Origin of the sequence: Halothiobacillus neapolitanus c2 (assembly GCF_000024765.1) — a bacterium.
GTDB lineage: Bacteria > Pseudomonadota > Gammaproteobacteria > Halothiobacillales > Halothiobacillaceae > Halothiobacillus > Halothiobacillus neapolitanus.
Genome location: NC_013422.1, coordinates 2,191,094 through 2,217,238, shown reverse-complemented (window position 1 = coordinate 2,217,238; position 26,145 = coordinate 2,191,094). Strand labels below are relative to the sequence as shown.

Here is a 26,145-nt window from a genome sequence, read left to right as displayed (position 1 = left end):
CCTGTTCCGTCTCACGCAGGAAAATCTTCTGAGGCCGACTGCTCGTAACTCTGCATTTTTCGCCAAAGGGTGGATTTGTTGATACCCAGCGTCTGCGCGGTTTTCTCACGATTGCCATCGTATTCCTTGAGCAGTTTTTCGATATAACGCCGCTCAAGTACATCCAGTGTCGGATGATCGGCATCGATGGCCTCCGCACCGCCGGATGATTGGGGGCGAATCAGGCCTGATGCCCAAGGCGGCGTTGCCTCCGCTTCCTGATCCAACCGGATTTCGGCCTCGCTCGATAGCGCGACGGCGCGCTTGATCATGTTTTTCAGCTCACGGATGTTGCCCGGCCATGTGTACTCGAGAATACGCGCCATGCAGTCGGCATTGAAGCGTTCGGCAGGACGGTTATAGCGGGCCGCGAAGTGGCGGATAAAGTGATTGACGAGGATTGGGATATCTTCCTTGCGTTCGCGCAGTGGCGGGATGCGCAGGCGCACGACGTGCAGGCGGTGATACAAATCATGCCGGAAACTGCCCTCGGTAACCATTTGTGCGAGGTCGCGGTTGCTGGCGACGATGAAACGGACGTCGATCTTGATGGGTGTGACTCCGCCGACGCGCGTGATTTGCTGTTCCTGAATCACGCGTAGCAGTTTGACCTGCATGGCATCTGAGATATTGCCGATCTCGTCGAGGAAAACCGTTCCGCCGCTGGCAACTTCAAGCAGGCCCGGTTTGGTGCTGGAAGCGCCCGTATAGGCGCCTTTTTCATGGCCGAACAGTTCGTTTTCGAGCAGGGTGTCGGTCAGAGCGCCGCAGTCGATGACGATATAGGGTTTGTCGGAAAAATCGGAGCGATCGTGGATGGCACGCGCCGCGAGTTCTTTGCCGCTGCCGGATTCTCCCTCGATCATCACATTGATGCGCACGTCGTGGATTTTGTCGATAACGCGATAGACGCCAGCAATGGCGGGTGAGTTGCCGAGCATGGAGCGTTCGGCTTCGGAGAAGTTGTGCGCATGCGGGTCCGGGTCCCGTCGCAGCAGTCGATGGGTGAGCTGGACCAATTCTTCTGGATCGTAGGGTTTTTTGATGAAGTCATTCGCGCCTAGTCGGAGTGCGTCAATGGCATTGTCGAGCGTCGAGTATCCCGTGATCAGAACGAACGGCACTTCGGAATCGCGTTGCCGCAGCCAGGCAAGGAATTCCAGGCCGCTCATGCCCGGCATCTTGAGGTCCGAAATGATCAGATCGGCCGTGTTGTTTTCCAGCCAGGACTGGGCCGCATCAACCGATTGGAAACCCTGCACCTGCAGGCCTTCGGTTTGGGCGTAGCGGCTGAACAGTTCGCTGGCGCGAGGGTCGTCGTCAATAAAGGCAATCAGCGGTAATTTTGTCATGGTATTTATTTAATATGAGAGGGTGGCTCGTTGGTATTCGGTGCGTCAAAAGAGGTTAATTACCCACGCGCGGGCTGGATTTTTCGCGCGGCAGGCTCATGAAGGCGCGCACGCCGCTACGATCCTGGCGATTCTCAATCTCCAGTGTACCGCCATGATATTGCACGATACCAAGACTGATGGATAAACCCAGCCCTGTGCCCTTGTCCACGGATTTGGTGGTGAAGAAGGGATCGAACACTTTATCAAGTGCTTCCGGTTCGATGCCCTTGCCATTGTCGAGCACTTCGATCTCGAAGGAATCGGGCTTGCTGCGGGCGGTAATGGTAATTTCACCCATCGGTGGCGAAGCGTGTATGGCATTGCGCACCAGGTTGAGCACGACCTGTCCGATCTGGTTCGGATCGAAGCTCGCCACACAATCTTGGTCATCCAGTAACAGGTTGAGAAAAACGTCGGCTTCCATGGCTTCAGGTTGCAGTCGATCAATCAGATCGAGCAGCCACTGGGTGATCGGCGTGGGTTGGTGATCGGGCGGAAGCTGGCGGGCGAAGTTCATCACGCCGCGCACGATATGACCCACTCGCAAAGCCTCGGCACGCAAATCTTCCAGATCGGTGCGTAATTCTGTTTTTTCGGGTGGTAACTGGCGCTCCAGCAGGCGGGTCAGCGTGAGTATGTTGTTGAGCGGATTGTTGATTTCATGGCCGATGCCGGCCGCCATTTCACCGATGGACGCGAGTTTGGCCTGTTGCAGCATTTGGCGTTCGGCTGTTTGTCGTTTGCGGGCTTCTTCGGTGAGATGTTCGGTCAGGTAGCGAAATGACTGCTGGAGTTGGCGAACTTCCGTGGTGCGCGAATCGACCGGGATGATCTCGTGCGGGTTGCCATCGGCAAAATGCTTGAGGCTGAGCCCGAGTCGGGCAATCGGGCGAGAGAAATAACGGGCGCCCAAACCAGCCAGCAACAAACTGATACCCAGTGCGAGCAGTGTAAAACCCCAGAGGCTGTGGTGGATATCCTGAAAGGGCGCCGATGTGACGTCCGCTGGCATCTTCAACATGATGAACCATGACACCAGACTGTATGGATAAGGGTGATATTCCTGAAAGTAGGTGCGGGTTTTTTTGTTTTGCGACAAATAAACCCCATTGGAGAGCGCCACGGCCTTTTGCCAAAACAGACCGTGATCGATCGTCTGCGCATATTGTGGATTGGTGTTCGGATTTGATTCTTCCGGGGTCACGAACAACCGACCGGTCTGGTCGTTGTACAGAACCAGGCCATCGCGTTGCGGATTGCCGGGATCGTGTTCGATCACCATCACATGAGTATTACGCGGTTTGGGTGACAGCGAGAGGATTTGGTCGAGATATTCGCCGTAGGTATTGAGAACCACATAACCTGCGCGGTTGTTGCCGAAGTTCCTCAATGGGTAAACGCCGTATAACATGCTCGGAAATTGCCCGGGGGCGACATCCCAGAGCGAGGGCGGCAACATGATGAAGCTCACATCGTCCATGGGCAGCGACTTGAGCTGATTCAAAAACGCCGGGTCTTCGAGTTCCTCTTCGACATAGTTGACCTGACTCAGGCTCTGAAACATGGGCGGCGCGGCCCGGCCCAGCGTGGTTTTGACAACCGTATTGCCCGCCGCATCGAGAATGCGGATGCTGCCGAGGCCGGGAACCGTGCGCTGCAACCCGGCCAAAAACGAGTTGGCGCGAATCCGGTCAGAAGTCAGATCGGGGTGGCGTATGCCCTCGCCGGAAGCAACCAGGGCATTGAGCATGGTTTGAATAGGTTGGGAGTGGGCAATACCGCGCAACACCTCGCGCTCATATCGCAGGCGGTTGTTGATTTCCCCGGTGAGCGACTGGATGTTGTCGCCGATCTCACGGTTGACCTCGAGCTGGAACCGATGTTCGCTGAACGCGGTGACGCCCCACACCAGCGCCAGCACCGGCAGCAGCGTGGCACCGAAGGTCCAGAGGAAAATGTTTACGGGAAGGCGCATGATGAACCGATGGATTGCCTTATTTAGTTTTGAGGATTGAAATTATCACAACACGCGATTGGACACAGTGGCTTGATGCGCGCCGCGCCGATGGGTTGGAGCGGCGATTGCGGGTCGGGCAGTCCCCTCAGGGCGTCAGCATGCGGGTCGACGGGCGCGAACTTTTGGCATTTTGCAGCAATGACTACCTTGGACTGGCGAATCATCCTGACATCGTAACCGCCTTGCAGATTGGGGCGGCACGCTGGGGCGTGGGTTCGGGGGCGGCGCATCTGGTCAACGGGCATTTCGAGCCGCACGACGCGCTGGAGTTCGCGTTGGCCGAATGGCTGCGTGTCGACCGCTGCTTGCTGTTTTCCACGGGATATATGGCGAATCTGGCCGTGGTCGGCGGTCTGGTTGGGCGTGGCGACACCGTGGTCGCCGATAAGTTGAATCACGCCTCGCTGGTCGACGCGGCCCAGCTTTCCGGCGCCACCTTGCGGCGCTATCGCCATGGTGACATTGACGATGCCCGTCGCCAGTTGATGCGGGCGACCGGTACGCGGATGATCCTGACCGATGGTGTATTCAGCATGGATGGCGATGTGGCCCGTCTGGCCGACTTGATGGCGCTCGCAGAAGAATTTGATGCCTGGCTCGTGGTGGACGATGCCCACGGCTTTGGCGTGTGGGGCGAGCAGGGGCGCGGTTCGTTGGCTGAACTGGGGGTGATCGACGCGGGCGTGCCCGAATACCTCGTTCAGGTCGGCACGCTCGGCAAGGCGTTCGGCACGGCGGGGGCGTTTGTGGCCGGTGCGTCGCAGCCTGTCGAAGTGCTGTTGCAGCGCGCGCGCAGCTACCTGTTTACCACCGCGCAGCCGCCCGCTTTGGCTGTGGCAACGTTGGCGAGTTTGTCTATCGTTAAATCCGGTAATGACTTGCGGGCGAACTGGCGCGCGCGCGTGGCGGCGTTGAAGCGCGATTTACCGCCGGGCATCGAGTTGATGCCCTCGGACACGCCTATACAGCCGATCTTGATCGGTGACAGTGCCGAGGCGGTTAAATGGTCCGCTCGGTTGGCTGAATCCGGATTATGGGTGCCGGCGGTCCGCCCGCCCACCGTGCCCAAAGGTGCTGCCAGGCTGCGCGTTACGATCAGTGCCGCACATTCCACGTCGCATGTCGCACAACTCATTGAAGCGCTCAAATGACCTAATCACTCATCATCAATGCCAATGAAATACAAAAATGCTATAAAGGCTGGGCTTGTAATCGACATGTGAAAAAAGATCGTTGTAGTGAACTGAAGTAACGTGGTCAAACGGAGAAAATGTGATGAAAAAATTTGGGATGCTTGGCCTTGCAGTGGGTCTGACGGTTCTGGCCGGTTGCGCACAAAACCCCTATCAGGGGCAATACGGCAAAACGGCAGGTGGCGCAACGATCGGTGCCGGTATCGGTGCGTTGGCCGGTAACCTCATCGCTGGCAGCGGCAACAAGACAGGCGGTACGCTGATCGGTGCTGCGGTAGGGGCCGGTGTCGGCGGTCTGATTGGTAACCAGATGGATAAACAGGCGGCGCAGTTGCAGCAGCAAATGGCCAATACCGGCGTTGAGGTTCAGCGTCAGGGCGATGGCATCCATTTGCAGGCACCCGAGGCGATCACGTTCAATACCAACAGCGCTACGCTCAAACCGCAGTTCATGCCCGTGTTGCAGCAGTTGGCGCAAAGCGTCAACCAGTACCCCGGCACGATCGTGCGGGTAGAGGGTAATACCGATTCGACCGGTTCGGCCTCTTACAACCAGCAGCTTTCGCTCAATCGCGCACAAAGCGTGGCCAGCGCGCTGTCTCAGTACGGCGTGCCCTATAACCGTATTCAGGCGGTAGGTTACGGCATGACGCGGCCAATCGCGTCGAATGCGACGGCAGCCGGCCGAGCGCAGAATCGTCGGGTGGATATCCTGATCGTGCCTGCCCAGTAAGTCTCTGCTCTAGCGAATACTGCCTTGGTGAATTTCTGTTCTAAGGCAATCTGAGAAGAGGGAAGCTCGAAAAACCCGTCATTACCGCGCAGGCGGGAATCCAGCGCTTTGATTTTCCAGCGTCTTGATTTTTTTTGGTTCCCGCTTTCACGGGAACGACGCATCACGGGTATTTCGAGCTGCCCGAGACTTTAAGCGCCGTGCTAACGTGGCCGCTCGCCCCAGAATAAATTTCTATCCTGCCGTTCGTTCATGTTTGTCTTGTCATGCGTTGACCTTTTTCCTCCTCATCCCGCCCGTACCTTGACCAACCTGAATTGATCCTGATTTAAGGCTTTTTTTTGAATCAAAAACACCCAAAGCCGCTGCTGCCGATCAATGAAACCGAGCGTTTGCAGGTCATGCGCGAACTTGAGTTTCTGAACGATGAAAGCAATGAGTTTTATCTGCGCAAACTCAAAATTGTTCGGCGTGTGTTTGATGTGCCCATCGCGTTAATCGCGTTAACCGATGCGCATTTTCAGCGTTTCAAGGCAGTGCTTGGGCTTGATATTGAGTCTATTGAACGCGATTTGGCGTTGTGTTCATTCGCACAAGTTCCGCCCTATGGTCCACTCGTAATACCCGATACGCTTCAGGATCTACGATCCAAAGAATCCGAGCTGGTAACAGGGCATCTGGGGGTGCGTTTCTACGCCGGCGTGGCGCTTGTTTTAGACGGGCAGTTTGCCGTGGGCACGCTATGCATCATGGACACGCGGCCTCGGTCGCTTTCTGCCGATGAGCAAATCTTGCTCAAAGATTTTGCGCTCAACTTGACCCAAGTGCTGCAAGCCAAACTCGATGCCGAGCGAAACACGGTGCTGCAAAAACAAAGCGCCCGGGTCGGCTTGGAACTCAATGCCATTTTACAAACAGCCGCGATTGGGATTATTCGCATTGATAAGCGCGGAGTGATTGAGGCGGCCAACCCCAAATCTCTTGAGTTGTTTGGTTATACCGAGCCGGAATTGATCGGGCGAAATGTGTCCATGCTCATGCCCGAGCCATGGCGCAGCGCGCATGATGGGTATTTGATGCAGTTTTTAGCCACGCGCGATGCCAAAGTGATCGGAATTGGCCGTCGGGTGGATGGCGAGCGCAAGGATGGGTCGCGTTTTCCATTTAATTTGGCGGTCAGTGAACTGCGAATAGATGGCGCAAGTCAGTTTGTGGGGTTTGTGTCGGATGTCAGCGAGCAGGTAGAAGCCGAGCATGCTTTGGAGCGCGAACGGGCGTTGCTGCGCTCGGTGATCGATAGTTCGAGCAATCCTATTGCCGCCGTCAATGCCGCCAATGAGTTCATTCTTCTCAATACATCGTTTGCTCGCCTTCTTGCCAAACCCGTCGAAGCCGTGCTGGGACAAAAGTCTGAACTTTTTTTGCCGCCTCAAGCCATAAAGATTAACCGTGAAACCAATGCACGTGTTTGGGCTTCCGGCTCATCGATTTCCACGCGAACGCCGATCGAGATAGCGGGCCGGATGCGTGTTTTCGAAACCAATAAATCCCCTTTGCGCGATGAGCGCGGCAAGCAAATCGGTGTGGTAACGATTGCTCAGGATGTCAGTAAACTCGATCGCATCACCTCCGATTTAATGGCGATGCAGCAATTGCGTGATATGAGCGAGCGCTTTGGTCAAAGCGGATCGTGGGCAATGGATCCGCTCACCGATCGGGTGAACATCAGTGCCGGTTTTGCCCGTTTGCTGGGGTTGGCGCCCGAAACGACGCATGCGGATCGCGAGATTATTTATGAACGGGTTCACCCCGATGATCGCGCCATTATTGACGCGGCATTCACGCAAACATTATCTGAGGGGCAATCGATTCGGTTTGAGTATCGTGTGCGCGATGCCCATGGCGACTGGCGTTATCTTCGTGCGCGGGGGAATGCAGAATTAGCTGAGAACGGTCAGGTGACGCAGTTTGTCGGCATCACCCAGGATGTAACCGAAGAAGTTCGTGCCCAAGAAAAAATGGATGCACAGCAGCAGCTCCTCAGTGGGCTCAACAAGGCCGTGCAGTCTTTTTTAACCACCGTGGCCGGCGATAAAAACGTCTGGGCACAATTGCTTCAAGAGCTGCTTGCCGTTACCGATGCCGAATTTGGCTTTATTGGCGAGGTGCTTTACGGCATTGAATCGACGCCGTGTTTGAAAATCCACGCCATTACCAATTTATCGTGGAGTGCCGAGTCCGATGCGCTCTTCGAGCGCGTGATGGCAGGCGACATGATGTTCTGCAACCCCGATAACCTCATCGGCGAGGTTATGAAAAGCCGTGCGCCGGTGATCGTGCCTGAACTGGCGACCGATTCGAGGCGCGGTGGTTTCCCGCCGGGGCACCCGTTGTTGAGCAACTACCTCGGTATACCGCTGTTTCGGGGTGATGAATTGGTGGGCGTGTTGGCGGTTGCCAATCGAAAAGCGGGCGTCGGCCATGATCTGGTGGACTTTTTAACCCCTTTTACCAGCTCCTGCGCCATTTTGATTGTGAGCCTGCGCCAGCAATTGGAGCGCATTAAATTCGAGCAGGCCCTCGTTGAAAGTAAACAGGCGGCCGATCGCGCGAACAAAGCAAAATCGATGTTTCTTTCCAGCATGTCGCATGAGTTGCGCACGCCGCTCAATGCCATCCTCGGTTTTGCCCAGTTGATGGCGGCCAGCCGCCGGGAGCCATTGACCGAAAAGCAAAATGGATTTGTCGCCCACATTCTCAAGGCGGGTCAGCATTTATTAACGCTGATCAACGATGTATTGAATCTGGCAAAAATCGAAGCCGGCGAGATGACACTCTCGCCGGAAACGCTGGATTTGGGTGTCATTTTGCGCGATGCGCTGGATATGGTGGCGGATAACGCCGCCTCGACCGGCATCGCGTTGTTCAATGAATTCAATGGTGAGCATAGCTCGCCAGAGCCGTTGTTGATTTGTGCGGATTTAACCCGATCACGCCAAGTGCTGCTGAACATATTGACGAATGCGATCAAATATAACCGCCCAAGAGGCTCGGGCGGCCCGTACAGCCCGGATAACTTGGGGGGCTCGGTTTGGGTGCGCCGATTACCCAGTTACCAAAACGATGCGGGTAACTGGATGCATGGATTGGCGATTGAGGACACGGGCATGGGCATACCGGCCGCGCAGCAACATCGCCTGTTTCGCCCCTTTGAGCGCTTGGGCCAAGAGGCTGGCACCATTGAAGGCACCGGGATTGGCTTGCTCATCACCCGCCAATTGATCGAGTTGATGCAGGGTCGAATTGATTTTGAAAGTGAAGAAGGCAAAGGCACCACCTTTTTTGTGTGGTGGCCGGCGGTTCGAGAAGACCAAAACGACACCTGCGGCGAGCGGCCCGATGTAAAGAACGCGAATGAACCGCTTGCATCCAAACATACGTCGTCGGCTAAGATTACCGTGTTGTACGTTGAAGATAACCCCTCCAACAGTGCATTAATGCAAAGTATTGTCGATGACCGTGAGGACATTCGGCTCGTGCTGGCGGCCGATGGCGAGCAGGGGCTGGAGCTGGCATTAATTGAGCATCCCGATCTGATTTTGATGGATATCAACCTGCCGGGCATGTCGGGGCAGCAAGCGGCGGCCAAGCTCAAGCAGTGGGTAGATACCGCGTCCATTCCCATCGTGGCGCTATCGGCCGATGCTACCGCGCCGATGCAGCAGTCGGTGAAGCAATCGGGATTATTTGATCGCTACTTAAGCAAACCGCTTGATGTGCTGCAATTAACGCAACTATTCGATGAATTGATCGCCCGCCGATCGGGTGATGACACCGCTGCTTGACGAACGGCACCTGCTTGCCCGAATCAACTGGCTTGAATGATTAGGAATTGATTATGTCGGCCGAAAACACTGCATCCGAATTCCAAGCAGAGGCGCCCCAGGCACGCGATGCGCGCATTTTGATTGTGGATGACAATCTTGCCAATCTGGCGGTATTGGCCGAATTTTTAGATATGGAAGGCTTCTCGCGGGTAACGACCGAGAGCGACCCGCGCCATGCGATGGTGCTTTGGCAAGCGCAACCTTTTGATTTGTTGTTGCTCGATATGCGTATGCCGCACATGAATGGGCATGAGGTGATGGCAGCGCTCAAGGCCACGCTTGAACCCGATGATTATCTGCCCTGCATTGTTTTGACCGCGCAAACGGATCGGGAAACGCGCCAAGCAGCTTTGGCTGCCGGCGCCATTGATTTCATTACCAAGCCCTTTGATTTTGAAGAAACGTTAAAACGCATCAACACAGCCTTAAATACGCGGCTACTGCACCAGCAAAAGCGCAATCAGCTCTCCGATTTTCGTCGTCGTCTTGACGAGCAGGCCAACGAGCTGCAAGAAAAAGAACACAACCTAGCCTATTTGGCCACTCATGATTCGGTAACGGGGTTGCTCAATCGCCGTGCGCTCACCGAGGGGCTGCGCTCACACATCATGGCGCAATCCGATTCGTTCAGTTGTGCCTTGGTTGAGGTGACCGATTCCGATCAATTGCTGCTGATCGAAGGCGTTGAATCCGTGGATTTTTTTCTGCGAACCGTGGCATCGCGCCTCAAAATGGTTATGGACGATCATTTTGGAATCTGTGGCGTATGGGGCGGGCAAACGTTTTTGTGTGCCTTGCCGTTCGCCGGTGAGGCCGCAGGTCGCGTGTTTAATCGTCTGGCAAAAGCCGTGTTTGCACCCGTGGATGATTTTGATGTTGTCGTCACGCTGCACGGACGGGGCGGGTATTCTGGCGTTCGGCCAAAAGAATTGGATACGCCTGAGGCCATTGATGCCACCGTGCGCCGGGCGGGTTTTGCTCTGGCCAGCCAGCATAAACGAAGCAATCTCGTGGTCGAGTTTAACCAGATTATGGAAGACACCGCGCTGCGGCGCAGCTTGCTTGAGCGCGAACTGATGTCGGCAATGAGTGAGCACCCCGAGCAGTTCTTTCTGCAATTTCAACCTAAAGTGGAGTTGACCCGCGAGACCATCGTGGGTGGTGAGGCATTGCTTCGCTGGCAGCACCCGGAACTCGGCTTCATTTCACCCGCCGAGTTTATTCCGATCGCCGAAGAGAAGGGCCAGATCGAGGTGCTTGGCTTGATTGTGATCGAGCACGCCTTGCAGTTCGTGCGCCGGATGCAATCGGAACTGGGGCGTGCGGTGCCCATTGCAGTCAATGTATCGGGTGTTCAACTGGAGTTGATGCGCGCCAAGGGGCAAAGCCTCGTCGATGAAGTCCAGCGCCTGTTGACTGCATATGCGGTTGCACCGCCGTTGCTGGAACTGGAAATTACCGAGTCGGCATTGATGATCGGGTTCGATTGGGTCGTCGATGCGCTGCATCAGTTGCGCGAGTTGGATGTTTCGGTGGCCTTGGATGATTTCGGCACCGGCTATTCCTCATTTGCGTACATCCAGACCCTGCCGATTTCCACGCTGAAAATCGACCGTGCTTTCGTCGATAATGCCGCAAACAGTCCGCGCCAAGCAGCTTTGCTGGGCGCCATTGTGCGCATGGCGCAGGATCTTGGCCTGACGACAGTAGCCGAGGGCGTAGAAACGCGGGAGGACATCGATCTTCTAAAGCAACTTAATTGCCCGATCGCCCAAGGTTATTATTACAGCCGCCCACTCATGCCCGATGATTTCATTACATTGCTTCGGCAACCGAGTTGCGCACGCGCCATGCCATAATGCGCCCTTGTCTTCGCTTTCCACTCTATCGCCCCACCTTATCTCTAGCGCGTAGGGGAAGCTCGAAAAACCCGCCATTCCCGCGTAGGCGGGAATCCAGCGCGTTGATTTTCCTGGGTTCCCGCTTTCGCGGGAACGACGAATCACGGGTATTTCGAGGAGCCCGTAGGTGCGATTAGCGAAGCGTAATCGTACGCATGTCAGGCATCACCACCGACGTTTATCGTAGCAGCGCCGCACCAATCAGGTGAATACACGCCGTTAGCCATGTCGCGATGAAACATCGAATACGGCCAATTCGTTGTCGTGATGTTGGAGTATGTTAACGGTAAAAAACCATGTGCCCCCAGTAACAAAGACGCGACGATAGTTGGGCGTGTCCATATGCCATGTGGTGATTAAGTGTCCGGTCCCGGACGATTAAGCAAAGTGTAGTATTAAACCATCATGCGTACGATTACGCTTCGCTAATCTTACCTACGCGGGTTGCTGTCCGAGTGCAAGTGATTGTTAGAGAAAATTTCATTTGAACAGCAAGTATAAAATCACAATGACACCGACGATCCACCAAATTGCAGATAATGAGCCGCTTTTCCTCTTTGCTTTTGGCGGCCGTTTCTGTCTCGGCTCTTCATCGACAGGCTGGGGATTGACTTTTATTACGTGATCATTGCTCGAAAAATTATCTGCAGTTTCAACTTCCCAGCTAGGTTTAAACCCACCAACAACATACCTATTGATTTTCTTTATAACTGGCTTGACTCCAACAGCAACTTCTTTGTAATCACCATTTACTTCTTCATAGCTAATTCTGTATTTCCAGTTATTATCTCGTTTTGGATTGATACTATCGGGAAGCCTATCAAGCGTTTCAAGCACCCGCTTTCTGCTAAGAACTGGGCACAGCTCATTTTCTTTTAATGCGATTTCCAGTTCATGCTTGATTCTGTTTTTATCGAAGTGCCACACACCAGATTTGTCAAACTCTCCATAATCAAGCCAACCGCCTCCCCATTCATTGATCGGCATATTAAGCTTTTTGCATCCCCATATATTGGCTTCATACTCTTTTTCACCAAAACAGAATTGCTCAGGCCTATAAGCTTTCTGCCTATTTCTGTAACAACCAACACCATAATAGGTAAGGTCTTTCTTGGTGGCGGCATGCCCATTTATGAGCATTTGTGATGTCTTCCAGCTTCCCACCAACTCAAATAGATTGATAATCAGATCAACTTCTGTAATCGGCAGTGTAATTTTGTGCTGAGTTTGCTTTCCTTCGCCCGTTACAGAGTAAGTTGGAATATTTTTACAGATTTCAACTGCCTTCACGAAATTTGGTGATGAGCTTTGGCCAAATGATATTTCAACATTTGCCATTTGCGATTCTGTGACTGGGATAGTTACTCGATCCGCCTCCGTAACAGGGTCACCGCATTGAGGACAGAACTTTGCTCCCTCATTTATTCCCGCGCCACATTTATCACATACCAGCATGAGTTTTCCTCTTACTTTTCTTTTCTCTAACGCCGCAAAACACTGGCGGCAAAAGCAAAGCGAGGAACGAGCGGTGCTTTTTGCCGTCCGAGTGCATTTGCCTTGTTAGGCAATTCTTTATTTTGGTATTGGGTTTGCAAACTTGCATTTTGGACATATTTGATCAGCTGGCTTTAACAATAACCATAGAAACATGATGCCAGCAACTAGGAATAACGGCCAAAATAGAAATGAAACAAAAAACAAAATGAGAAAAAGCAGCCAAAGACCACAACCAGAACCTTTGATCTGCGCTTTCCCTTCGTAATTACAGTTCGGGCATTTAATTTGTTTTGCCCACAATGCGAATGCCATATTCCTTTCTCCTAACGCCCGAGGTAACCGGCGCAAAGACCGCGTAGCGGGATTTGCGTCCGGTTGACCGAGTTGTTAGGCCGCAGGCGCATTTTGTTAGAAAAAGAACTGAGTCTGCACTAAGAAGATATCGGGGTTATCGGCGGCACCTTGGCGATCAGAGTGCACTTTGATGTAGTTGAACATGAGCCGCCCATGGCTGTTGAGGTACCAGTTCAGTCCCAGGGTGAGGTTGTTTTCCCGGCCACCTTGCACGCTCGCATCGTTGAGGTCGAGATGGCTGTAGCGTGCCGTCAACTCCCAAGTGCCATAGGGCTTGCCGAGTGTCGGACTCACGAACTTCCCGTACTTGTAACGGCGCGACCCACCCCCGAACATCCAGCTGCCTTCAACATACCAGCCACCGAAAGCTACATTGGGATGGTGTTGCCGGTTGACGGCGGTTCGCATCCATTCCATCTGGGTCGTGAACGGGCCGATTTGATAGGCCATTTCCAACCCGAGACGATTGATCCGACTGACGTCGCCGAGTTTGCCCGTATCCACAAAATCGACTTCGGTCGGTTTGGACTCGGGATTCGTTTTGAATTTCACGCTGCCAGTCGGCTCCTCGCTCACGAACGAAACGCCCACGTGCAACAGCTTGTTTCCCGAGTCGATGGGGGCGAAGGTGTAGCGTGCACCGATGCCATTGCCCTTGTCGTAGTCAATGGAAGGTCCGAACGCCATCACCGAGAAGGTATAATGCTTGCGGTTCCTGCTGAACCCGATACCCAGATGGCGGGACGGCACGAGGCCGGTGGTAGGCAGCGAGCGTTCGATCGCCATGGTGTACTTGGAACTGGTCAGATTGTCGAGGCCGAACGGAACCTTGAACTGACCCGCGGAAATGTCGCCCGTCCGCCAGCCTTTGTATGTCAGGATCAAGTTTTGGATCGAGTTCTTGAGTTTTCCGCCTTTGGCTCTGGCGAAGTCGTTGCTGGTCTTGAAGGCCCAGTCGTCGTTGAAATTGACCTCGAAGTCCAGCTCGGCGCGGCGGACGATAGCGTTGCTGTGCAGCGACCGCGTGTCGGAGTTGGGGGCGGCGTAGTCCAGATCCAGGCGGCCAGATGGCACGACCTGGGCTGCCATGGCCTGCCATGAGGTCGCTCCAAGGCAAACCGCAACGAAGCCCAAGAGGCCCGCCTTCAACACGTTCCTCGTGACCAGTTCCGGGCTGCGTTTGCTTGCGTCCTTCCCATGTTCACGTGAACCCTCGTATGCGGCCTAACGTAGAGTTGAGGGGCGCGCCGCTTTTGGCGCGTCCCTCTCGAACGCCATGTTAGGGTTTGGCCCCATCGGTATTGAGTGCTGCATGTTCAGTCAACTCCGCGTTAATGAAACCCGAAATCATTGCACGGTAAACCTGCTCTGTAACGGAGGGGTTTGCGCCCAGCTCTTGCGATAGCGCTGTAACCTTGGCAATAACCTGTTCGACGCGTTGAGGCGCTTTTACGTCGTCCGTGGTTTTCTTGAACCGAGCCGCTTGCTTCACAAAGCTTCCACGTTCAGCCAGAAGGGCGACAATCTGACGATCAATGCGGTCGATGTTCGAGCGAACTTCTTCAATGGAAGTGCAATTGACTGCGCTACTCAAAATGTACTCCTTTTGTAAACCCTAACGTAATTTAGACAGCATGATAATTGGCTGAGTTTGCCAACCAATCAATTTTTATTTGATGTAACTGTCCGTTTTTCATGCTTTTTATCTCCTGTCTTGTTCAATTAGGCAGCCTAATATTTCGCGGATGAATCGTCAAGAATTTAATCGGCACCCGCCAAAATTGTTGGATTGGGTATGTGCCGCGATTCATGTTCGGCGCTATTGTGTTGGCATGGAAGCGGCTTGTATTTGGACGCGGTGGCTGCGTTTGGGCGGCCTGTTGAGGTTCCCTCCCTTTTGACTGGCACTGGGGCATTCTTTACGTGGCATAATGTTCGGGTCAAAACACCTTCACCTGAATCTGTAGCCATGTCTAACCCTCCGCCCGATTCCCGCCAAGCCGCCCTCGATTACCATGAGTTTCCCGTGCCGGGTAAAACCGCAACGGCCATCACCAAGCCCGCGCAATCGGCGCGCGACCTGGCGCTGGCCTATTCCCCCGGCGTGGCTGAACCGGTTCGTGCCATTGCGGCCAATCCGGATGATGCCTATCGCTATACCAACAAGGGCAACCTCGTGGCCGTCATTTCCGATGGTTCGGCCATTTTAGGACTGGGCAATCTCGGCGCGCTGGCGAGCAAGCCGGTGATGGAGGGCAAGGCGCTGCTGTTCAAAAAATTCGCGAACATCGACGCGATTGACCTTGAAGTGGAAACACAGGAGCCAATGGAATTGATTGATACGGTGCGTCGTCTGGGGGCGAGCTTCGGCGGCATCAATCTGGAGGATATTTCCGCTCCGCGTTGTTTCGAGATCGAGGCCGCGTTGATCGAAGCGATGGATATCCCCGTCTTCCACGACGATCAGCACGGCACGGCGATTATTATTGCCGCTGGTTTGGTCAATGCCTTGCATATTCAGAACAAAAAACTCGAAGACATTCGCTTGGTGCTGGTGGGCGCGGGTGCCGCCGGTACGGCAACCTTGCGCCTGTTGCTGGAAATGGGGCTCAATCGCGAGCAACTGCGCGTGGTGGATAAAGTCGGCGTGTTGCACAGCGGCTTGACCGATCTGCCGGAACACCATGCCGCCGTAGTGGCCGATACCGATGACCGCACACTTGAAGACGCCTTGCGTGGTGCCGATGTATTTATTGGCCTTTCCGCGCCGAACCTGCTGAGTGCCGAGATGTTAAGCAGCATGGCCGATCAACCGGTAGTGTTTGCGCTGGCCAATCCGGATCCGGAAATCCGCCCGGAATTGGCGCACAGCGTGCGTGATGATCTGATTATGGCGACGGGGCGCAGTGATTATCCCAATCAGGTGAACAACGTGTTGGCGTTCCCGTTCATTTTTCGGGGCACGCTCGATTGCCGTGCCTCGCGCATTACCGCGAACATGAAAATCGCCTGCGTCGAGGCGCTGGCGGCCCTGGCGCGCGAGCCCGTGCCCCAGAGCGTGTTGGCCGCATACAACCTCGACAGTTTGACCTTCGGCGCCGAATATATTCTGCCCAAGCCCTTCGACCCGCGCCTGATCGAGCGGCTGCCCGCGGCGGTGGCCGCCGCCGCCGAGCGAGATGGCGTGGCCAGAACCGCTTATCGACCGTATCCCCGGGTAACGACCGTATGAGCGAATCGATCGCCCCATCCGCCGCCCCAAGCCGCGCCTGGTTGATCGATTCTCATGCCCAAATCTGGCGGGCATGGCATGGCGCAGAAAAGACGCTGGTCGATGCCGATGATCAGCCGGTCGGTGCGTTGCAGGGATTTGCTGATGCCCTGTTGACCCTGCTTGAATCGGTGTTCGACCAAAACATCCAACCATCGGTGACGCCTCATGCCGAGCACGGCCCAGTGATCGTCTGCACCTTCGATGCGCCGTGTAATCGCAGCTTCAGGCAAACCATCTATCCGGCGTACAAAGCCCATCGTCCGCCCGCACCTGCGGAACTGACCGCGCAATTGCCGCGTTGTCGCGCCCTGGCCGAAGCGGCGGGCCTCTGCGCTATCGATCATCCGGGCTATGAAGCCGACGACGTGATCGGCACGCTGGTCCAACGCCTGCGCAAACGCAACCGTGCCGTCACCATCATCACCGGCGATAAGGATCTGGCCCAACTGCTCGGCCCGGATGATCGCTGGTTCAACCCGATGCGCCAGAAGGTGCTGGCGTATGGTGATGTGGAGCGGCACTTTGGCGTGAAACCGCAGCAAATCGCCGATTGGCTGGCGCTGACGGGCGATGTATCCGATAACATTCCCGGTGTGCCCGGCATCGGCCCGCGCATTGCCGGGAATCTGCTGAAGAAACACGGCACGATTGATGGCATCTACGCGAATCTTGCCGCTGTGTACGGCATGAAATTTCGCGGCGCGCCGCGCGTGCAAAAATTGCTGGCAGAGCACGAATCCTTGGTGCGCCTGTCGCGTCAGCTTACGGGCATTGTCTGTACTCTGCCGATAGAACACACACCAGCCCCGTGGCAAGGCATCCGGGATAACCTACCCCAATTGCTGCGTGCGGCGGGCGTGGACGAGTACCGAATTGCCCGATGGGAACGCCTGCCTCGGGTCTCTGCGGCGCAATCGGCTGCCGCCTGACGGCCAATATCACATGTTGATTGCGTTCAACAAACCTTTCGATGTTCTCTCGCAGTTCACAGTGGAACCCGGTTCTGCGGCGGGCACATTGGCCGATTATATTGATCAGCCAAATGTGTATGCGGCTGGGCGGTTGGATCGGGACAGTGAAGGCTTGTTGCTTTTGACCGATGATGGGCGTTTGCAGGCGCAGCTCACGCAACCCGATGCCAAACAACCCAAAACCTATCTGGCGCAGGTCGATGGCGACGTCACAGCGCAAGCACTGGCCCAATTACGGGCTGGTGTGGTGCTCAAAGACGGCAAAACCCGTCCCGCCGAGGCGCATGTCGTGCCCGAACCCGACTGGCTGTGGCCGAGAACGCCGCCCATTCGCGTGCGAAAAAACATCCCGACAAGCTGGATCGAATTGACAATTACCGAAGGCAAAAACCGCCAAGTACGCCGGATGACAGCAGCGGTCGGTTTCCCGACGCTTCGCCTGATCCGCGTTGCGGTCGGTAGTCACAATCTAGGTTCATTGCAGCCTGGTCAATGGCTTTTGATCGAGCCTTGATCAACTTCCAATCAATCAAAGCAGGAGGACGCCCCTGATGTTCCTATTTTTAAACAGGCAAGGTCGTGCTGCACGCAGCTATCGTCGAATGTCCTCAACGGCATCGATTCTGGGTCTTTTACTGACATCGCTGACGGGCGCGGCATTCGCCGATCCGGGTGATGTGGTCACGGTTAAACGACTGGGCATGCCGCTCGCGGCGAAGATCGCCGAGAAAGCGGTCAATGTGTGTCAGGAGCGGGGCTACAACGTTAGTGCCGTCGTGGTGGATCGTGCGGGTGATCCGTAAGTGGTGATGCGCGGTACGGATGCGAATCGGTTCACAATTCAGGTCGCCACCGACAAGGCACGTTCGGTCATTCTTTCGGGTGTGGATTCCAGCGTGTTCCGACGCAATCGCCAGGACATTCGGATGGAAATGGATCATGTGGATGGGATTCTGATGCTCGACGGCGGCGTGCGGATCGATTCTGCGGGCACCTTGATCGGTGCGCTGGGTGTGAGTGGCGCGCCTGGCGGCGACAAGGACGAAGCCTGTGCCAAGGCCGCCGTGCAGGCGTTTGTCGGGCGACTCGATCTGCCTTGAATGGACCGGACTGCTGCCGCGAATCTATTACGGCGAATCAGGCAGCGTCTGGCATTCGGGCAGTTCTTGGCCGTGCACGGTGATGGTTGCCTTATCGCCTTTCGACCAGAAAACCGTATCCGGATCGTTCTGGGCAAAATAACGCGCGCCGGAGGCGGAGACAGCCGGACGCAGGACGATGTTCTCACCTTCTATTTGCATCGAGATGACATCGCCCCGATTGGTGAGGGTGACGGGCGTTTTACCGCACACCATCTTGGTGGTAATGCCTTGGTCGTTGAACAATTTGAGCTTGATCGTGCCCAGTTGCTGCTTCTCAGGGGTCACGGTGATCGGTTCGGAAAACCATTCGATGCGGTCGTTCGCGACCAAATAAGTGTGTAACAGGTATGGATGGTTCAGCATCAGCAATCCCTTGCCGATGTGGAGGCTGAAGTCGATGGGCACTTGTTTGCCCTGAAGTGGAATCTGTTCTTCGGTGATCAATTCTTCGGGGCGGATGCCATCATAAAGCTTGATGACGGCCGTGCTCTTTACGGGCAGGGCAATCCGAGCCGAGTAGCTGAGTTGGCCGGTAAAGACGGTATCGCTGGTTGTCGTCGCCGGCGAGCTGCCGAAGAAGGGGAGAGATGCACAACCGTTGAGACCGAGGAGTGCACCAGCCAACAAAATCATTCGGACAAACGAACCAAGGGTTCGGGACGGCTTCGAGCGCATGGCAGAGTTAATGAGCGGCATGAGGGTTCCCGAGGAAAAATTTCAGTCTGATTGTACCTTGGGACACTGGATATTGCTCAAGATCGGGTCTTGGTTGTCGCAAGGCGACAATCGGCCGTAGTTTTTTATGGCTGCTTTGATTATTATGCTAGAAATAAACTAATTTAATAGGCATAAAAAATAAACCATGAGCGATTCACAAGAACACACGCATGTCTATCGTCATGGGCGCGGCTCTGACGAGGCGCATCGGCACGATCAAGCCCTGTTCCAGCAGCTATTGCGTGCTCATCAGCAGCTGCATCGGCACAGCGTACGTCTTCCCAACGGCATTCGCGTGCAGACAACGAGCGAGAACCCTGAGCTGGTGCGCGTTATTCAGGAACATGTCGAAGGGATGAAGCATCGCTTTGGGATGGGGCGTGCAATCCGGTCGTGGGATCCTTTATTCAGCGCCCTGTTCGAATACCGTGAGCAGATTTCCATGACCTACCGGAACATAGACAACGGTGTCGAGGCGGAGTTGACGGCGGAAGATCCCAAGTTGATCGAATTGATTCATTGTCATGATCAGACGTTGCACCAATTTGTCGAGCGGGGGTTTGATGCTTCTCAACACCCCAGCCCCGCCCCTGAATGGGTGCTGGCGGCTTATCGGTCGGAGTGACGCTCGGCGGCAATACCCGTATTGGGGCAGCCGTACTGACGATACAGCCTTTGCTGCTGGCCTTCGATCCATTGCTTGATTTCTTCGGTCAGCGCGTCGGCTTTCTTCCCTGCAACGGGGATAGGCTGCCCAATCACAACATGAATGGTGCCGGGAAATTTCAGAAACTGGCCTTTTTTCCAGTGGCACCCGCTATTGAGCGCAATGGGGATTACATCTGCCTTGGCCTGGAGCGCGAGCATCGCCGCACCGATCTTGTAACTGGGTTCAGCGTCCGGGCTGTACCGGGTTCCTTCGGGGAAGATAATCACGTCGCGGCCCTGTTCCATGGCCGCCTTGCCCTGTTTGATGATCTGCTTGAGTGATTGCGTTCCGGCCTTGCGATCAATGGCGATGGGCCCCATGCCCGCCAGCCCCGTCCCGAAAATCGGTATCCAGAGCAATTCCTTCTTCAGCACAAATGCGGGTTGATGCAGCAACTGGGGCAGGATCATCGAATCCCAGGTGGATTGATGTTTTGAGACGATCAGCCGCCCCGGTTGACCGGCAAGATGCTCTCGTCCCTCAATCTGCCAGCGCAGCCCCACGATGACGCGCAGAAGCCAAAATACAAAGTACCCGTAGCTGAACAGCACGTAGTAGCGCCGATTTTTAGGTAGCAACCAACCGAACACCATGACCGGCACATACACCACCAGCGCCACGTAGCTGGTGGCCAGAAAGAGCGTTGAGCGGATAAAGGCAATGGTCTGTTTCATCGAAAACTAGCCGTTAAGTTGCGCCAGATCGGCAATGCTCAAGAACAAAGCGCCGGTCTGTTGCAGCAGCGCCAAGCGATTGTGTCGAATGGCCGCGTCGTCCGCCATAACCATGACCTCATCGAAGAAGCGGTCGATCGGTGCCCGCAGCTGGGCCAGCTCCGTGAGCGCGTCGGTGTAGGCACGGGCCGCGGTAGCTGCGGTGATGCGCGGCGTCATTTTGGTAACGGCTTCAAATAATGCCTTTTCGGCCGATTCCTGCAAAAGATCGGCTTGAATCAGACCATCGACCGGCTGTTCCTGTTTTTTCAGGATGTTCTGGATGCGCTTGTTTCCGGCAGTAAGCGGCTCGGATTCTGGCAGATTCAGAAATTCGTTGACGGCCACCATGCGCTGCTCAAAATCCAGTGGATGCGTGGTGCCCACGGCGGCAACAGCCGCGAACACATCGGCGCGGATGGCGCGGTCGAGGCTATAACGGTATTGCCGTTCGGTGATGAATTCAAACACGGCCTGAACATGGCCGGGCGCTTCGGGAATGACTGAAACCAGCCCTTTGGCCGCCTGTTCCAGTAGGGATTTGAGATCCAGATCGAGTCGTTGCTCGACGATGATGCGCAGCACGCCCAGCGCCGCACGACGCAGGGCGAACGGGTCTTTCGCGCCCGTGGGTGCTTGGCCGATGGCGAAAATCCCCATCAGGGTATCGAGCCTATCGGCCAGGGCGACGGCTTGGGATACGGCATCACCGGGCAGCGAATCACCGGCGCGGCGCGGCAGGTAGTAATCGTCCTGCGCTTGCGCCACGGCCGCGGGTTCGCCATCGTTTGCTGCAAGGTACCGCCCCATAATGCCTTGCAGCTCGGGGAATTCACCCACCATGTGGCTTTGCAGGTCACATTTGCACAGGCGGGCGGCACGTCGCGTCTGGGCGACGTCGCCACCGATTTGCGCGGCAATGAACTCGGCGAGTCGTTCAACGCGGATGGTCTTGTCGAACAAACTGCCCATGCGCTGCTGGAAAATCACGGTTTTGAGCGATTCCAGATGCGATTCCAGCGTGTGCTTACGGTCTTCATTCCAGAAGAACAGCGCATCGGAGAAACGCGGACGAATCACGCGCTCGTTGCCTTCGCGCACCGCAGCGGGATTCTTGCTGTCGATATTGGCGATGGTGATAAACCACGGCAGTAGGCGATTTTGCACATCGACCAGCGGGAAGTATTTCTGGTTGCCCTGCATGGTGGAAATCAGCGCCTCGTGCGGCACTTGAAGGAAGGATTCCTCAAATTTGCCTGCCACGGCGACCGGCCATTCGACCAGTGCGGTTACTTCATCGAGCAGATCATCATCCACGCGTGCCGTACCGCCCAGATCGCGGGCGATGGCTTCAATTTGTGCCTGAATTTTGCTTCGCCGCGCCGCGAAATCGGCAAGTACAAAGCCTTTTTTCTCCAGCACGTCTGCATAGCTGGCGGGTGATTCGATGGTGATGGCCGCCGGGTGATGGAAGCGATGGCCGAAGGTTTCTTTTCCGGCTTTCACGCCCAAAATCTCGGTATCGATCACTGTGTTGCCGTGCAGGGCAACCGCCCAATGCACTGGGCGGATAAATTCCACCTCGTGGCTGCCCCAGCGCATCCGCTTGGGCGTGGGCAACTTGTCTAATGCGCGGGCAATGGCGACGGGGATGATCTCGGCGGCAGTTTTGCCCGGCTGGGTGTGGCGGTGCACAAGCCACGTGCCCTTATCGGTTTCGATTTTTTCGAGTGCATCCACTGTCACGCCGCAGGAGCGGGCGAAGCCTTCCAGTGCACGGCTGGGTTTGCCTTCTGCATCGAAAGCGCTTGCCAGTGCCGGGCCCTTGCGCTCAACGGCCTGCTCCGGCGTGCTGGCAGCAACTTCGCGAATAAGCACGGCCAGTCGGCGGGGTGCGGCATAGCTTTGATGCGTGCCGAAAGCCAGGCCCGCTTCGCGCAGCGCGGTCAGCAGTTCTTCGGTCAGGGCGTTACTCAAGCGAAGCAGCGCTTTGGGGGGCAGCTCTTCGGTGCCCAGTTCGAATAAAAAATCGGCGCGATCAGTCATAAATGGATAGTCCAGAAAAGCGAAACTCTTGAGTAAGCCGTGATTGATTAAGCCGTGGCGTTGCGCGCCAGCATCGGGAAGCCCAAAGCCTCACGACGGGCATAGTAGGTTTCGGCCACGCCACGGGCGAGCGTGCGTACGCGCAGAATAAAGCGTTGGCGTTCGGTGACGGAAATGGCGCGGCGCGCGTCCAGCAGGTTGAAGGCGTGCGAGGCCTTGAGTACCTGTTCGTAGGCAGGCAGGGGCAAGCCGAGCTCCACCAGCCGCAGCGATTCGCGCTCTGCCTGATCGAACACCTTGAACAAAAAGGCGGTGTCCGCGTGTTCAAAGTTGTAGGTCGATTGCTCGACTTCGTTTTGGTGGTACACGTCGCCGTAGGTGATGATGCCCGCCTCGCTCTTGCTCCACACCAAATCGTACACGCTCTGTACGCCTTGCATGTACATGGCCAGGCGTTCGAGACCATAGGTGATTTCGCCGGAAACCGGGCGGCAATCGAGCCCGCCTATCTGCTGGAAATAGGTGAATTGCGTCACTTCCATGCCGTTGAGCCACACTTCCCAACCCAAGCCCCAGGCACCGAGCGTGGGTGATTCCCAGTTATCTTCCACGAAGCGAATATCGTGCGTGAGCGGGTCGAAGCCCAGCAGGGCGAGCGAGTCGAGGTAGAGTTGCTGGATGTTATCTGGCGAGGGTTTGAGCAGCACCTGAAACTGATAGTAGTGCTGCAAACGGTTTGGGTTTTCGCCATAACGGCCATCGGTCGGGCGGCGGGAAGGTTGCACGTAAGCGGCTCGCCACGGCTCCGGGCCAATCGCCCGCAGGAATGTCGCCGGGTGAAACGTGCCCGCGCCGACCTCGATATCCAAAGGTTGCAGCACGGCACAGCCCTGATTCGCCCAAAACTCGGACAGGGCGAGAATCAAGCCCTGAAACGTAGATAAATCGTGATGGGTGTTCATTTTAATCGGCATAACTGGCTCATCGAAGGCGGGTAAATGGCGGCTAGGAGCCTGTCGGACTTTAGGAATCGTAGCGAAAATCCAGCTGGGCGAGGGCAGATTTTGCCGCTTTTGCAGAGTAATAGTGGGTTCTATTGCCCAAAAAAGCGGTGAAATATGAGCCGTTCAGATGGATTTGCAGCCGGTTTCTCTAAAGCCCGACAGGCTCCCAGTATACTGAAATTAGTCGGTCATCGGTGGCGCAAACGGGGCGTGGCGTGGTATTTTCGGTCTCTTTCAATTTTGAATTCATCCTTTGGGCGCCACAGGCGCGGACCCGGCAATGGAACAACAACTCGACCAAGAACTCAATATCAGCCAAGCGATCGCGCTTGCCGTTGACCGGCGCGACCTCTCGCGTGAAGACATGCGTGCCGTGATGCGCCAGATTATGTCCGGCGGAGCGACCCCGGTCCAAGTGGCCGGTTTCATGGTTGCGCTGCGCATGAAAGGCGAAACCGTGGATGAAATCACCGCCGCCGCCGAAGTGATGCGCGAGCTGGCCGTCGGCGTGCGCGTCGATGTGCCAAACCTTGTGGATATTGTGGGCACGGGGGGAGATGGCTCGGCTTTATTTAACGTATCGACGGCTTCGGGCTTTGTGGTCGCCGCGGCGGGCGGGCACGTCGCCAAGCACGGCAATCGATCCATTACGAGCAAATCCGGCAGCGCCGACATGCTCGAAGCCGCAGGTGTGGCGCTGGATGTGTCCGCCGATTGCGTGGCCGACTGTGTGCGTGAATTGGGTGTGGGCTTTATGTTCGCGCCCAAACACCACGGTTCGATGCGTCATGCCGCCGTGCCACGAAAGGAGCTGGGCGTGCGCACGCTGTTCAACGTGCTCGGGCCGCTTACCAATCCGGCCAATGCGCCGTCGATGGTGCTGGGTGTGTATGCCGAGCAGTGGCTCGAACCACTGGCCGCCGTGATGCGCTTGTTAGGCGCCCGTCATGTTCTGGTGGTGCACAGTCATGATGGATTGGATGAAATCAGCCTCGCTGAGGCGACCGAAGTGGCCGAACTGCATGAAGGCAAAATCCATCGTTACCAGATCACGCCGGAGCAATTCGGTATCCAGCGTCAACCATTGGCATCCATGGTGGTGGATGGGCCCGCGCAAAGCGTTGCGCTGATTCGAGCCGCCCTGGGCGGCACTGTGGGTGCCGTTGCCGATATGATTGCGCTGAATGCCGGTTCGGCGATTTACGCTGCCGATCTGACCGAGACGTTGGCAGCGGGCATTGCCCGTGCGCAGTCGATTCTTCAAACCGGTGCAGCGCTGGCTAAACTCGATGCCCTGATCGCCAAAACACAGGCCTGCCGGAATTCCACACATGACTGATACACCCGACATTCTGAAAAAAATCATCGCCAGAAAATGGGCCGAAGTGGCCGAGCGCAGTGCGCTTCTCCCGGTGACAGAGCTGGCACTGTTGGCTCGTGAGGCGGATGCGCCGCGCGGTTTTGTCGCGGCATTGCGCCGAAAAATTGCTGCGGGGCAACCGGCAGTTATCGCCGAAGTGAAAAAAGCCTCCCCCAGCCGGGGCGTGCTGCGCGACCCGTTCCACCCAGCCGAAATTGCTCGGCAATACGAAGCAGGGGGTGCCGCCTGTTTGTCCGTGCTGACCGATCATGATTTTTTTCAAGGCAATGAGGACTACCTGCGCGAAGCCCGCGCGGCCTGCCGGTTGCCGGTGCTGCGAAAGGACTTCATGGTCGATGAATATCAGGTGGTCGAAGCGCGTGCGCTGGGTGCCGATTGCATTTTGCTGATCGTTGCCGCATTGAGCGATCTCGAAATGGGCGCCTTGCATCAGCAAGCCACTGATCTGGGCATGGATGTGCTGGTTGAAGTGCATGACGCCAACGAGCTGCAGCGTGCTCTGGCTCTGGGTATTGACATGGTGGGCATCAATAACCGCGATCTGCGCACGTTTGACGTCACGCTCGATACCACGCTCGGATTGTTGAGCCAGATTCCACCGGACATTCTGGTCGTCACCGAAAGCGGCATCCTCTCACCAGCCGATGTCGAGCGGATGCGGAAGAACGATGTGCATGCTTTCCTGATCGGCGAAGCATTCATGCGCGCCGACGATCCGGGCGCGGCGCTGCACCATCTTTTTGGAGGAACAAGCAAATGAAAGCACGGGTGAAATGGGTCGAAGGCATGGCATTCATGGCTGAATCCGATAGCGGGCACGGCATCATGCTCGATGGCTCGCCGGAAATCGGCGGGCGCAATCTGGGCGCGCGGCCCATGGAAATGGTGCTGATGGGGTTGGGCGGCTGCACCGCCATCGACGTGATGGTCATTCTGGGCAAACAACGCCAGCCGGTCGAAGACTGCTGGATCGAGCTCGATGCCGAACGCGCGGATGTAGCCGCACCCAAGGTGTTCACCAAGATTCATGTGCACTACGTCGTCAAGGGTTCGGGCCTTGATCCGAAACAAGTCGAACGTGCCGTGAAACTCTCAGCAGAGAAATATTGTTCCGTCTCGGCGATGCTGAAAGGCAGCGTGGATATCACCTATGACTTTGAGATTAAAAGCTGA

21 protein-coding genes and 1 pseudogene are annotated in these 26,145 nt (G+C 55.9%); 12 read left to right on the top strand and 10 right to left on the bottom strand.

From position 1 onward, the window contains the following. Positions 1 to 11 precede the first annotated feature (11 nt). Both HNEAP_RS10300 and HNEAP_RS10295 read right to left on the bottom strand, forming a co-directional pair. Entirely contained in the window at positions 12 to 1,391 is a 1,380-nt protein-coding gene (locus HNEAP_RS10300; protein WP_012824920.1) for a sigma-54-dependent transcriptional regulator, read from the bottom strand. Positions 1,392 to 1,446: 55 nt separating this feature from the next. Next, positions 1,447 to 3,408 carry an ATP-binding protein gene (locus HNEAP_RS10295; RefSeq protein WP_012824919.1) on the bottom strand — a complete coding sequence of 654 codons (1,962 nt, stop codon included), beginning with the start codon at positions 3,406 to 3,408 and terminating at the stop codon, positions 1,447 to 1,449. Positions 3,409 to 3,437: 29 nt separating this feature from the next. Between HNEAP_RS10295 and bioF the strand changes: the two genes are divergently transcribed. From bioF to HNEAP_RS10275, 4 genes are all read left to right on the top strand, one after another. Continuing rightward, positions 3,438 to 4,601 (top strand): 8-amino-7-oxononanoate synthase, encoded by a 1,164-nt coding sequence (bioF, locus tag HNEAP_RS10290; RefSeq protein ID WP_012824918.1) that lies wholly within the window; start codon positions 3,438 to 3,440, stop codon positions 4,599 to 4,601. A 124-nt stretch (positions 4,602 to 4,725) separates the two neighbouring features. Continuing rightward, entirely contained in the window at positions 4,726 to 5,376 is a 651-nt protein-coding gene (locus tag HNEAP_RS10285) for a YiaD family glycine zipper/OmpA-like lipoprotein (RefSeq protein ID WP_012824917.1), read from the top strand. Between the two features lie 341 nt (positions 5,377 to 5,717). Further along, on the top strand, positions 5,718 to 9,221 hold the full coding sequence (locus tag HNEAP_RS10280; protein WP_012824916.1) for a hybrid sensor histidine kinase/response regulator: 3,504 nt from the start codon (positions 5,718 to 5,720) through the stop codon (positions 9,219 to 9,221). 53 nt (positions 9,222 to 9,274) lie between these two features. Continuing rightward, a complete protein-coding gene (locus HNEAP_RS10275; protein WP_012824915.1) occupies positions 9,275 to 11,122 on the top strand; it encodes a putative bifunctional diguanylate cyclase/phosphodiesterase in 1,848 nt (615 codons plus the stop codon). Positions 11,123 to 11,644: 522 nt separating this feature from the next. On the opposite strand, the gene HNEAP_RS10270 is transcribed toward HNEAP_RS10275, so the two are convergent. The 4 genes from HNEAP_RS10270 to HNEAP_RS10255 form a co-directional block, all read right to left on the bottom strand. Then, on the bottom strand, positions 11,645 to 12,619 hold the full coding sequence (locus HNEAP_RS10270; protein WP_012824914.1) for a zinc ribbon domain-containing protein: 975 nt from the start codon (positions 12,617 to 12,619) through the stop codon (positions 11,645 to 11,647). 117 nt (positions 12,620 to 12,736) lie between these two features. After that, positions 12,737 to 12,973, bottom strand: coding sequence for an LITAF-like zinc ribbon domain-containing protein (locus HNEAP_RS13125; protein ID WP_012824913.1), 237 nt, complete (start codon positions 12,971 to 12,973; stop codon positions 12,737 to 12,739). A gap of 96 nt (positions 12,974 to 13,069) precedes the next feature. Then, positions 13,070 to 14,104, bottom strand: coding sequence for an OprO/OprP family phosphate-selective porin (locus HNEAP_RS10260; RefSeq protein ID WP_155802524.1), 1,035 nt, complete (start codon positions 14,102 to 14,104; stop codon positions 13,070 to 13,072). A gap of 190 nt (positions 14,105 to 14,294) precedes the next feature. Continuing rightward, on the bottom strand, positions 14,295 to 14,609 hold the full coding sequence (locus HNEAP_RS10255; protein WP_012824911.1) for a chorismate mutase: 315 nt from the start codon (positions 14,607 to 14,609) through the stop codon (positions 14,295 to 14,297). 375 nt (positions 14,610 to 14,984) lie between these two features. Between HNEAP_RS10255 and HNEAP_RS10250 the strand changes: the two genes are divergently transcribed. From HNEAP_RS10250 to HNEAP_RS13120, 4 genes and pseudogenes are all read left to right on the top strand, one after another. Further along, positions 14,985 to 16,247, top strand: coding sequence for a malic enzyme-like NAD(P)-binding protein (locus tag HNEAP_RS10250; RefSeq protein ID WP_041600431.1), 1,263 nt, complete (start codon positions 14,985 to 14,987; stop codon positions 16,245 to 16,247). Beyond that, a complete protein-coding gene (locus HNEAP_RS10245) occupies positions 16,244 to 17,218 on the top strand; it encodes a 5'-3' exonuclease (RefSeq protein ID WP_012824909.1) in 975 nt (324 codons plus the stop codon). Before HNEAP_RS10250 ends, HNEAP_RS10245 begins: the two co-directional genes overlap by 4 nt. A gap of 13 nt (positions 17,219 to 17,231) precedes the next feature. Then, on the top strand, positions 17,232 to 17,774 hold the full coding sequence (locus HNEAP_RS10240) for an rRNA large subunit pseudouridine synthase E (RefSeq protein WP_012824908.1): 543 nt from the start codon (positions 17,232 to 17,234) through the stop codon (positions 17,772 to 17,774). A gap of 88 nt (positions 17,775 to 17,862) precedes the next feature. Further along, positions 17,863 to 18,360 (top strand): annotated as a pseudogene (locus HNEAP_RS13120) (GlcG/HbpS family heme-binding protein). Between the two features lie 27 nt (positions 18,361 to 18,387). Here HNEAP_RS13120 and HNEAP_RS10230 read toward each other — a convergent pair. Further along, on the bottom strand, positions 18,388 to 19,098 hold the full coding sequence (locus tag HNEAP_RS10230) for an MliC family protein (RefSeq protein ID WP_012824907.1): 711 nt from the start codon (positions 19,096 to 19,098) through the stop codon (positions 18,388 to 18,390). 166 nt (positions 19,099 to 19,264) lie between these two features. Here HNEAP_RS10230 and HNEAP_RS10225 point away from each other — a divergent pair, with 166 nt between their 5' ends. Further along, positions 19,265 to 19,744, top strand: coding sequence for a hypothetical protein (locus tag HNEAP_RS10225; RefSeq protein WP_012824906.1), 480 nt, complete (start codon positions 19,265 to 19,267; stop codon positions 19,742 to 19,744). On the opposite strand, the gene HNEAP_RS10220 is transcribed toward HNEAP_RS10225, so the two are convergent. From HNEAP_RS10220 to glyQ, 3 genes are read right to left on the bottom strand one after another with little or no spacing between them, the layout of a single operon-like run. Next, positions 19,729 to 20,502: a lysophospholipid acyltransferase family protein gene (locus HNEAP_RS10220; RefSeq protein WP_012824905.1), complete on the bottom strand. Its 774-nt coding sequence runs from the start codon at positions 20,500 to 20,502 to the stop codon at positions 19,729 to 19,731. The genes HNEAP_RS10225 and HNEAP_RS10220 overlap by 16 nt on opposite strands. Before the next feature lie 6 nt (positions 20,503 to 20,508). Then, on the bottom strand, positions 20,509 to 22,587 hold the full coding sequence (gene glyS / locus HNEAP_RS10215) for a glycine--tRNA ligase subunit beta (protein WP_012824904.1): 2,079 nt from the start codon (positions 22,585 to 22,587) through the stop codon (positions 20,509 to 20,511). A 47-nt stretch (positions 22,588 to 22,634) separates the two neighbouring features. After that, a complete protein-coding gene (gene glyQ / locus HNEAP_RS10210; RefSeq protein ID WP_012824903.1) occupies positions 22,635 to 23,561 on the bottom strand; it encodes a glycine--tRNA ligase subunit alpha in 927 nt (308 codons plus the stop codon). Between the two features lie 310 nt (positions 23,562 to 23,871). On the opposite strand from glyQ, the gene trpD reads away from it, so the two are divergent. Genes trpD through HNEAP_RS10195 form a run of 3 tightly spaced genes read left to right on the top strand, consistent with a single transcriptional unit; the run spans position 23,872 to position 26,145 of the window. Next, the gene (gene trpD / locus HNEAP_RS10205) at positions 23,872 to 24,930 is read left to right on the top strand and encodes an anthranilate phosphoribosyltransferase (protein WP_012824902.1); all 1,059 of its coding nucleotides are present in this window, start codon (positions 23,872 to 23,874) and stop codon (positions 24,928 to 24,930) included. Next, the gene (gene trpC / locus HNEAP_RS10200; RefSeq protein WP_012824901.1) at positions 24,923 to 25,732 is read left to right on the top strand and encodes an indole-3-glycerol phosphate synthase TrpC; all 810 of its coding nucleotides are present in this window, start codon (positions 24,923 to 24,925) and stop codon (positions 25,730 to 25,732) included. Before trpD ends, trpC begins: the two co-directional genes overlap by 8 nt. Further along, positions 25,729 to 26,145: an OsmC family protein gene (locus HNEAP_RS10195; RefSeq protein WP_012824900.1), complete on the top strand. Its 417-nt coding sequence runs from the start codon at positions 25,729 to 25,731 to the stop codon at positions 26,143 to 26,145. The genes trpC and HNEAP_RS10195 overlap by 4 nt, the downstream gene beginning before the upstream one ends.

Bases quoted from the DNA above. Each gene is read 5' to 3' on its own strand.
- trpC (WP_012824901.1), top strand. From the start codon at position 24,923: ATGACTGATACACCCGACATTCTGAAAAAAATCATCGCCAGAAAATGG.
- HNEAP_RS10300 (WP_012824920.1), bottom strand. From the start codon at position 1,391: ATGACAAAATTACCGCTGATTGCCTTTATTGACGACGACCCTCGCGCC.
- HNEAP_RS10225 (WP_012824906.1), top strand. From the start codon at position 19,265: ATGAGCGATTCACAAGAACACACGCATGTCTATCGTCATGGGCGCGGC.
- HNEAP_RS10295 (WP_012824919.1), bottom strand. From the start codon at position 3,408: ATGCGCCTTCCCGTAAACATTTTCCTCTGGACCTTCGGTGCCACGCTG.
- trpD (WP_012824902.1), top strand. From the start codon at position 23,872: ATGGAACAACAACTCGACCAAGAACTCAATATCAGCCAAGCGATCGCG.
- HNEAP_RS10285 (WP_012824917.1), top strand. From the start codon at position 4,726: ATGAAAAAATTTGGGATGCTTGGCCTTGCAGTGGGTCTGACGGTTCTG.
- HNEAP_RS13125 (WP_012824913.1), bottom strand. From the start codon at position 12,973: ATGGCATTCGCATTGTGGGCAAAACAAATTAAATGCCCGAACTGTAAT.
- HNEAP_RS10275 (WP_012824915.1), top strand. From the start codon at position 9,275: ATGTCGGCCGAAAACACTGCATCCGAATTCCAAGCAGAGGCGCCCCAG.
- HNEAP_RS10270 (WP_012824914.1), bottom strand. From the start codon at position 12,619: ATGCTGGTATGTGATAAATGTGGCGCGGGAATAAATGAGGGAGCAAAG.
- glyQ (WP_012824903.1), bottom strand. From the start codon at position 23,561: ATGCCGATTAAAATGAACACCCATCACGATTTATCTACGTTTCAGGGC.
- HNEAP_RS10220 (WP_012824905.1), bottom strand. From the start codon at position 20,502: ATGAAACAGACCATTGCCTTTATCCGCTCAACGCTCTTTCTGGCCACC.
- HNEAP_RS10260 (WP_155802524.1), bottom strand. From the start codon at position 14,104: ATGGCAGCCCAGGTCGTGCCATCTGGCCGCCTGGATCTGGACTACGCC.
- HNEAP_RS10195 (WP_012824900.1), top strand. From the start codon at position 25,729: ATGAAAGCACGGGTGAAATGGGTCGAAGGCATGGCATTCATGGCTGAA.
- HNEAP_RS10240 (WP_012824908.1), top strand. From the start codon at position 17,232: ATGTTGATTGCGTTCAACAAACCTTTCGATGTTCTCTCGCAGTTCACA.
- HNEAP_RS10250 (WP_041600431.1), top strand. From the start codon at position 14,985: ATGTCTAACCCTCCGCCCGATTCCCGCCAAGCCGCCCTCGATTACCAT.
- HNEAP_RS10230 (WP_012824907.1), bottom strand. From the start codon at position 19,098: ATGCCGCTCATTAACTCTGCCATGCGCTCGAAGCCGTCCCGAACCCTT.
- HNEAP_RS10245 (WP_012824909.1), top strand. From the start codon at position 16,244: ATGAGCGAATCGATCGCCCCATCCGCCGCCCCAAGCCGCGCCTGGTTG.
- glyS (WP_012824904.1), bottom strand. From the start codon at position 22,587: ATGACTGATCGCGCCGATTTTTTATTCGAACTGGGCACCGAAGAGCTG.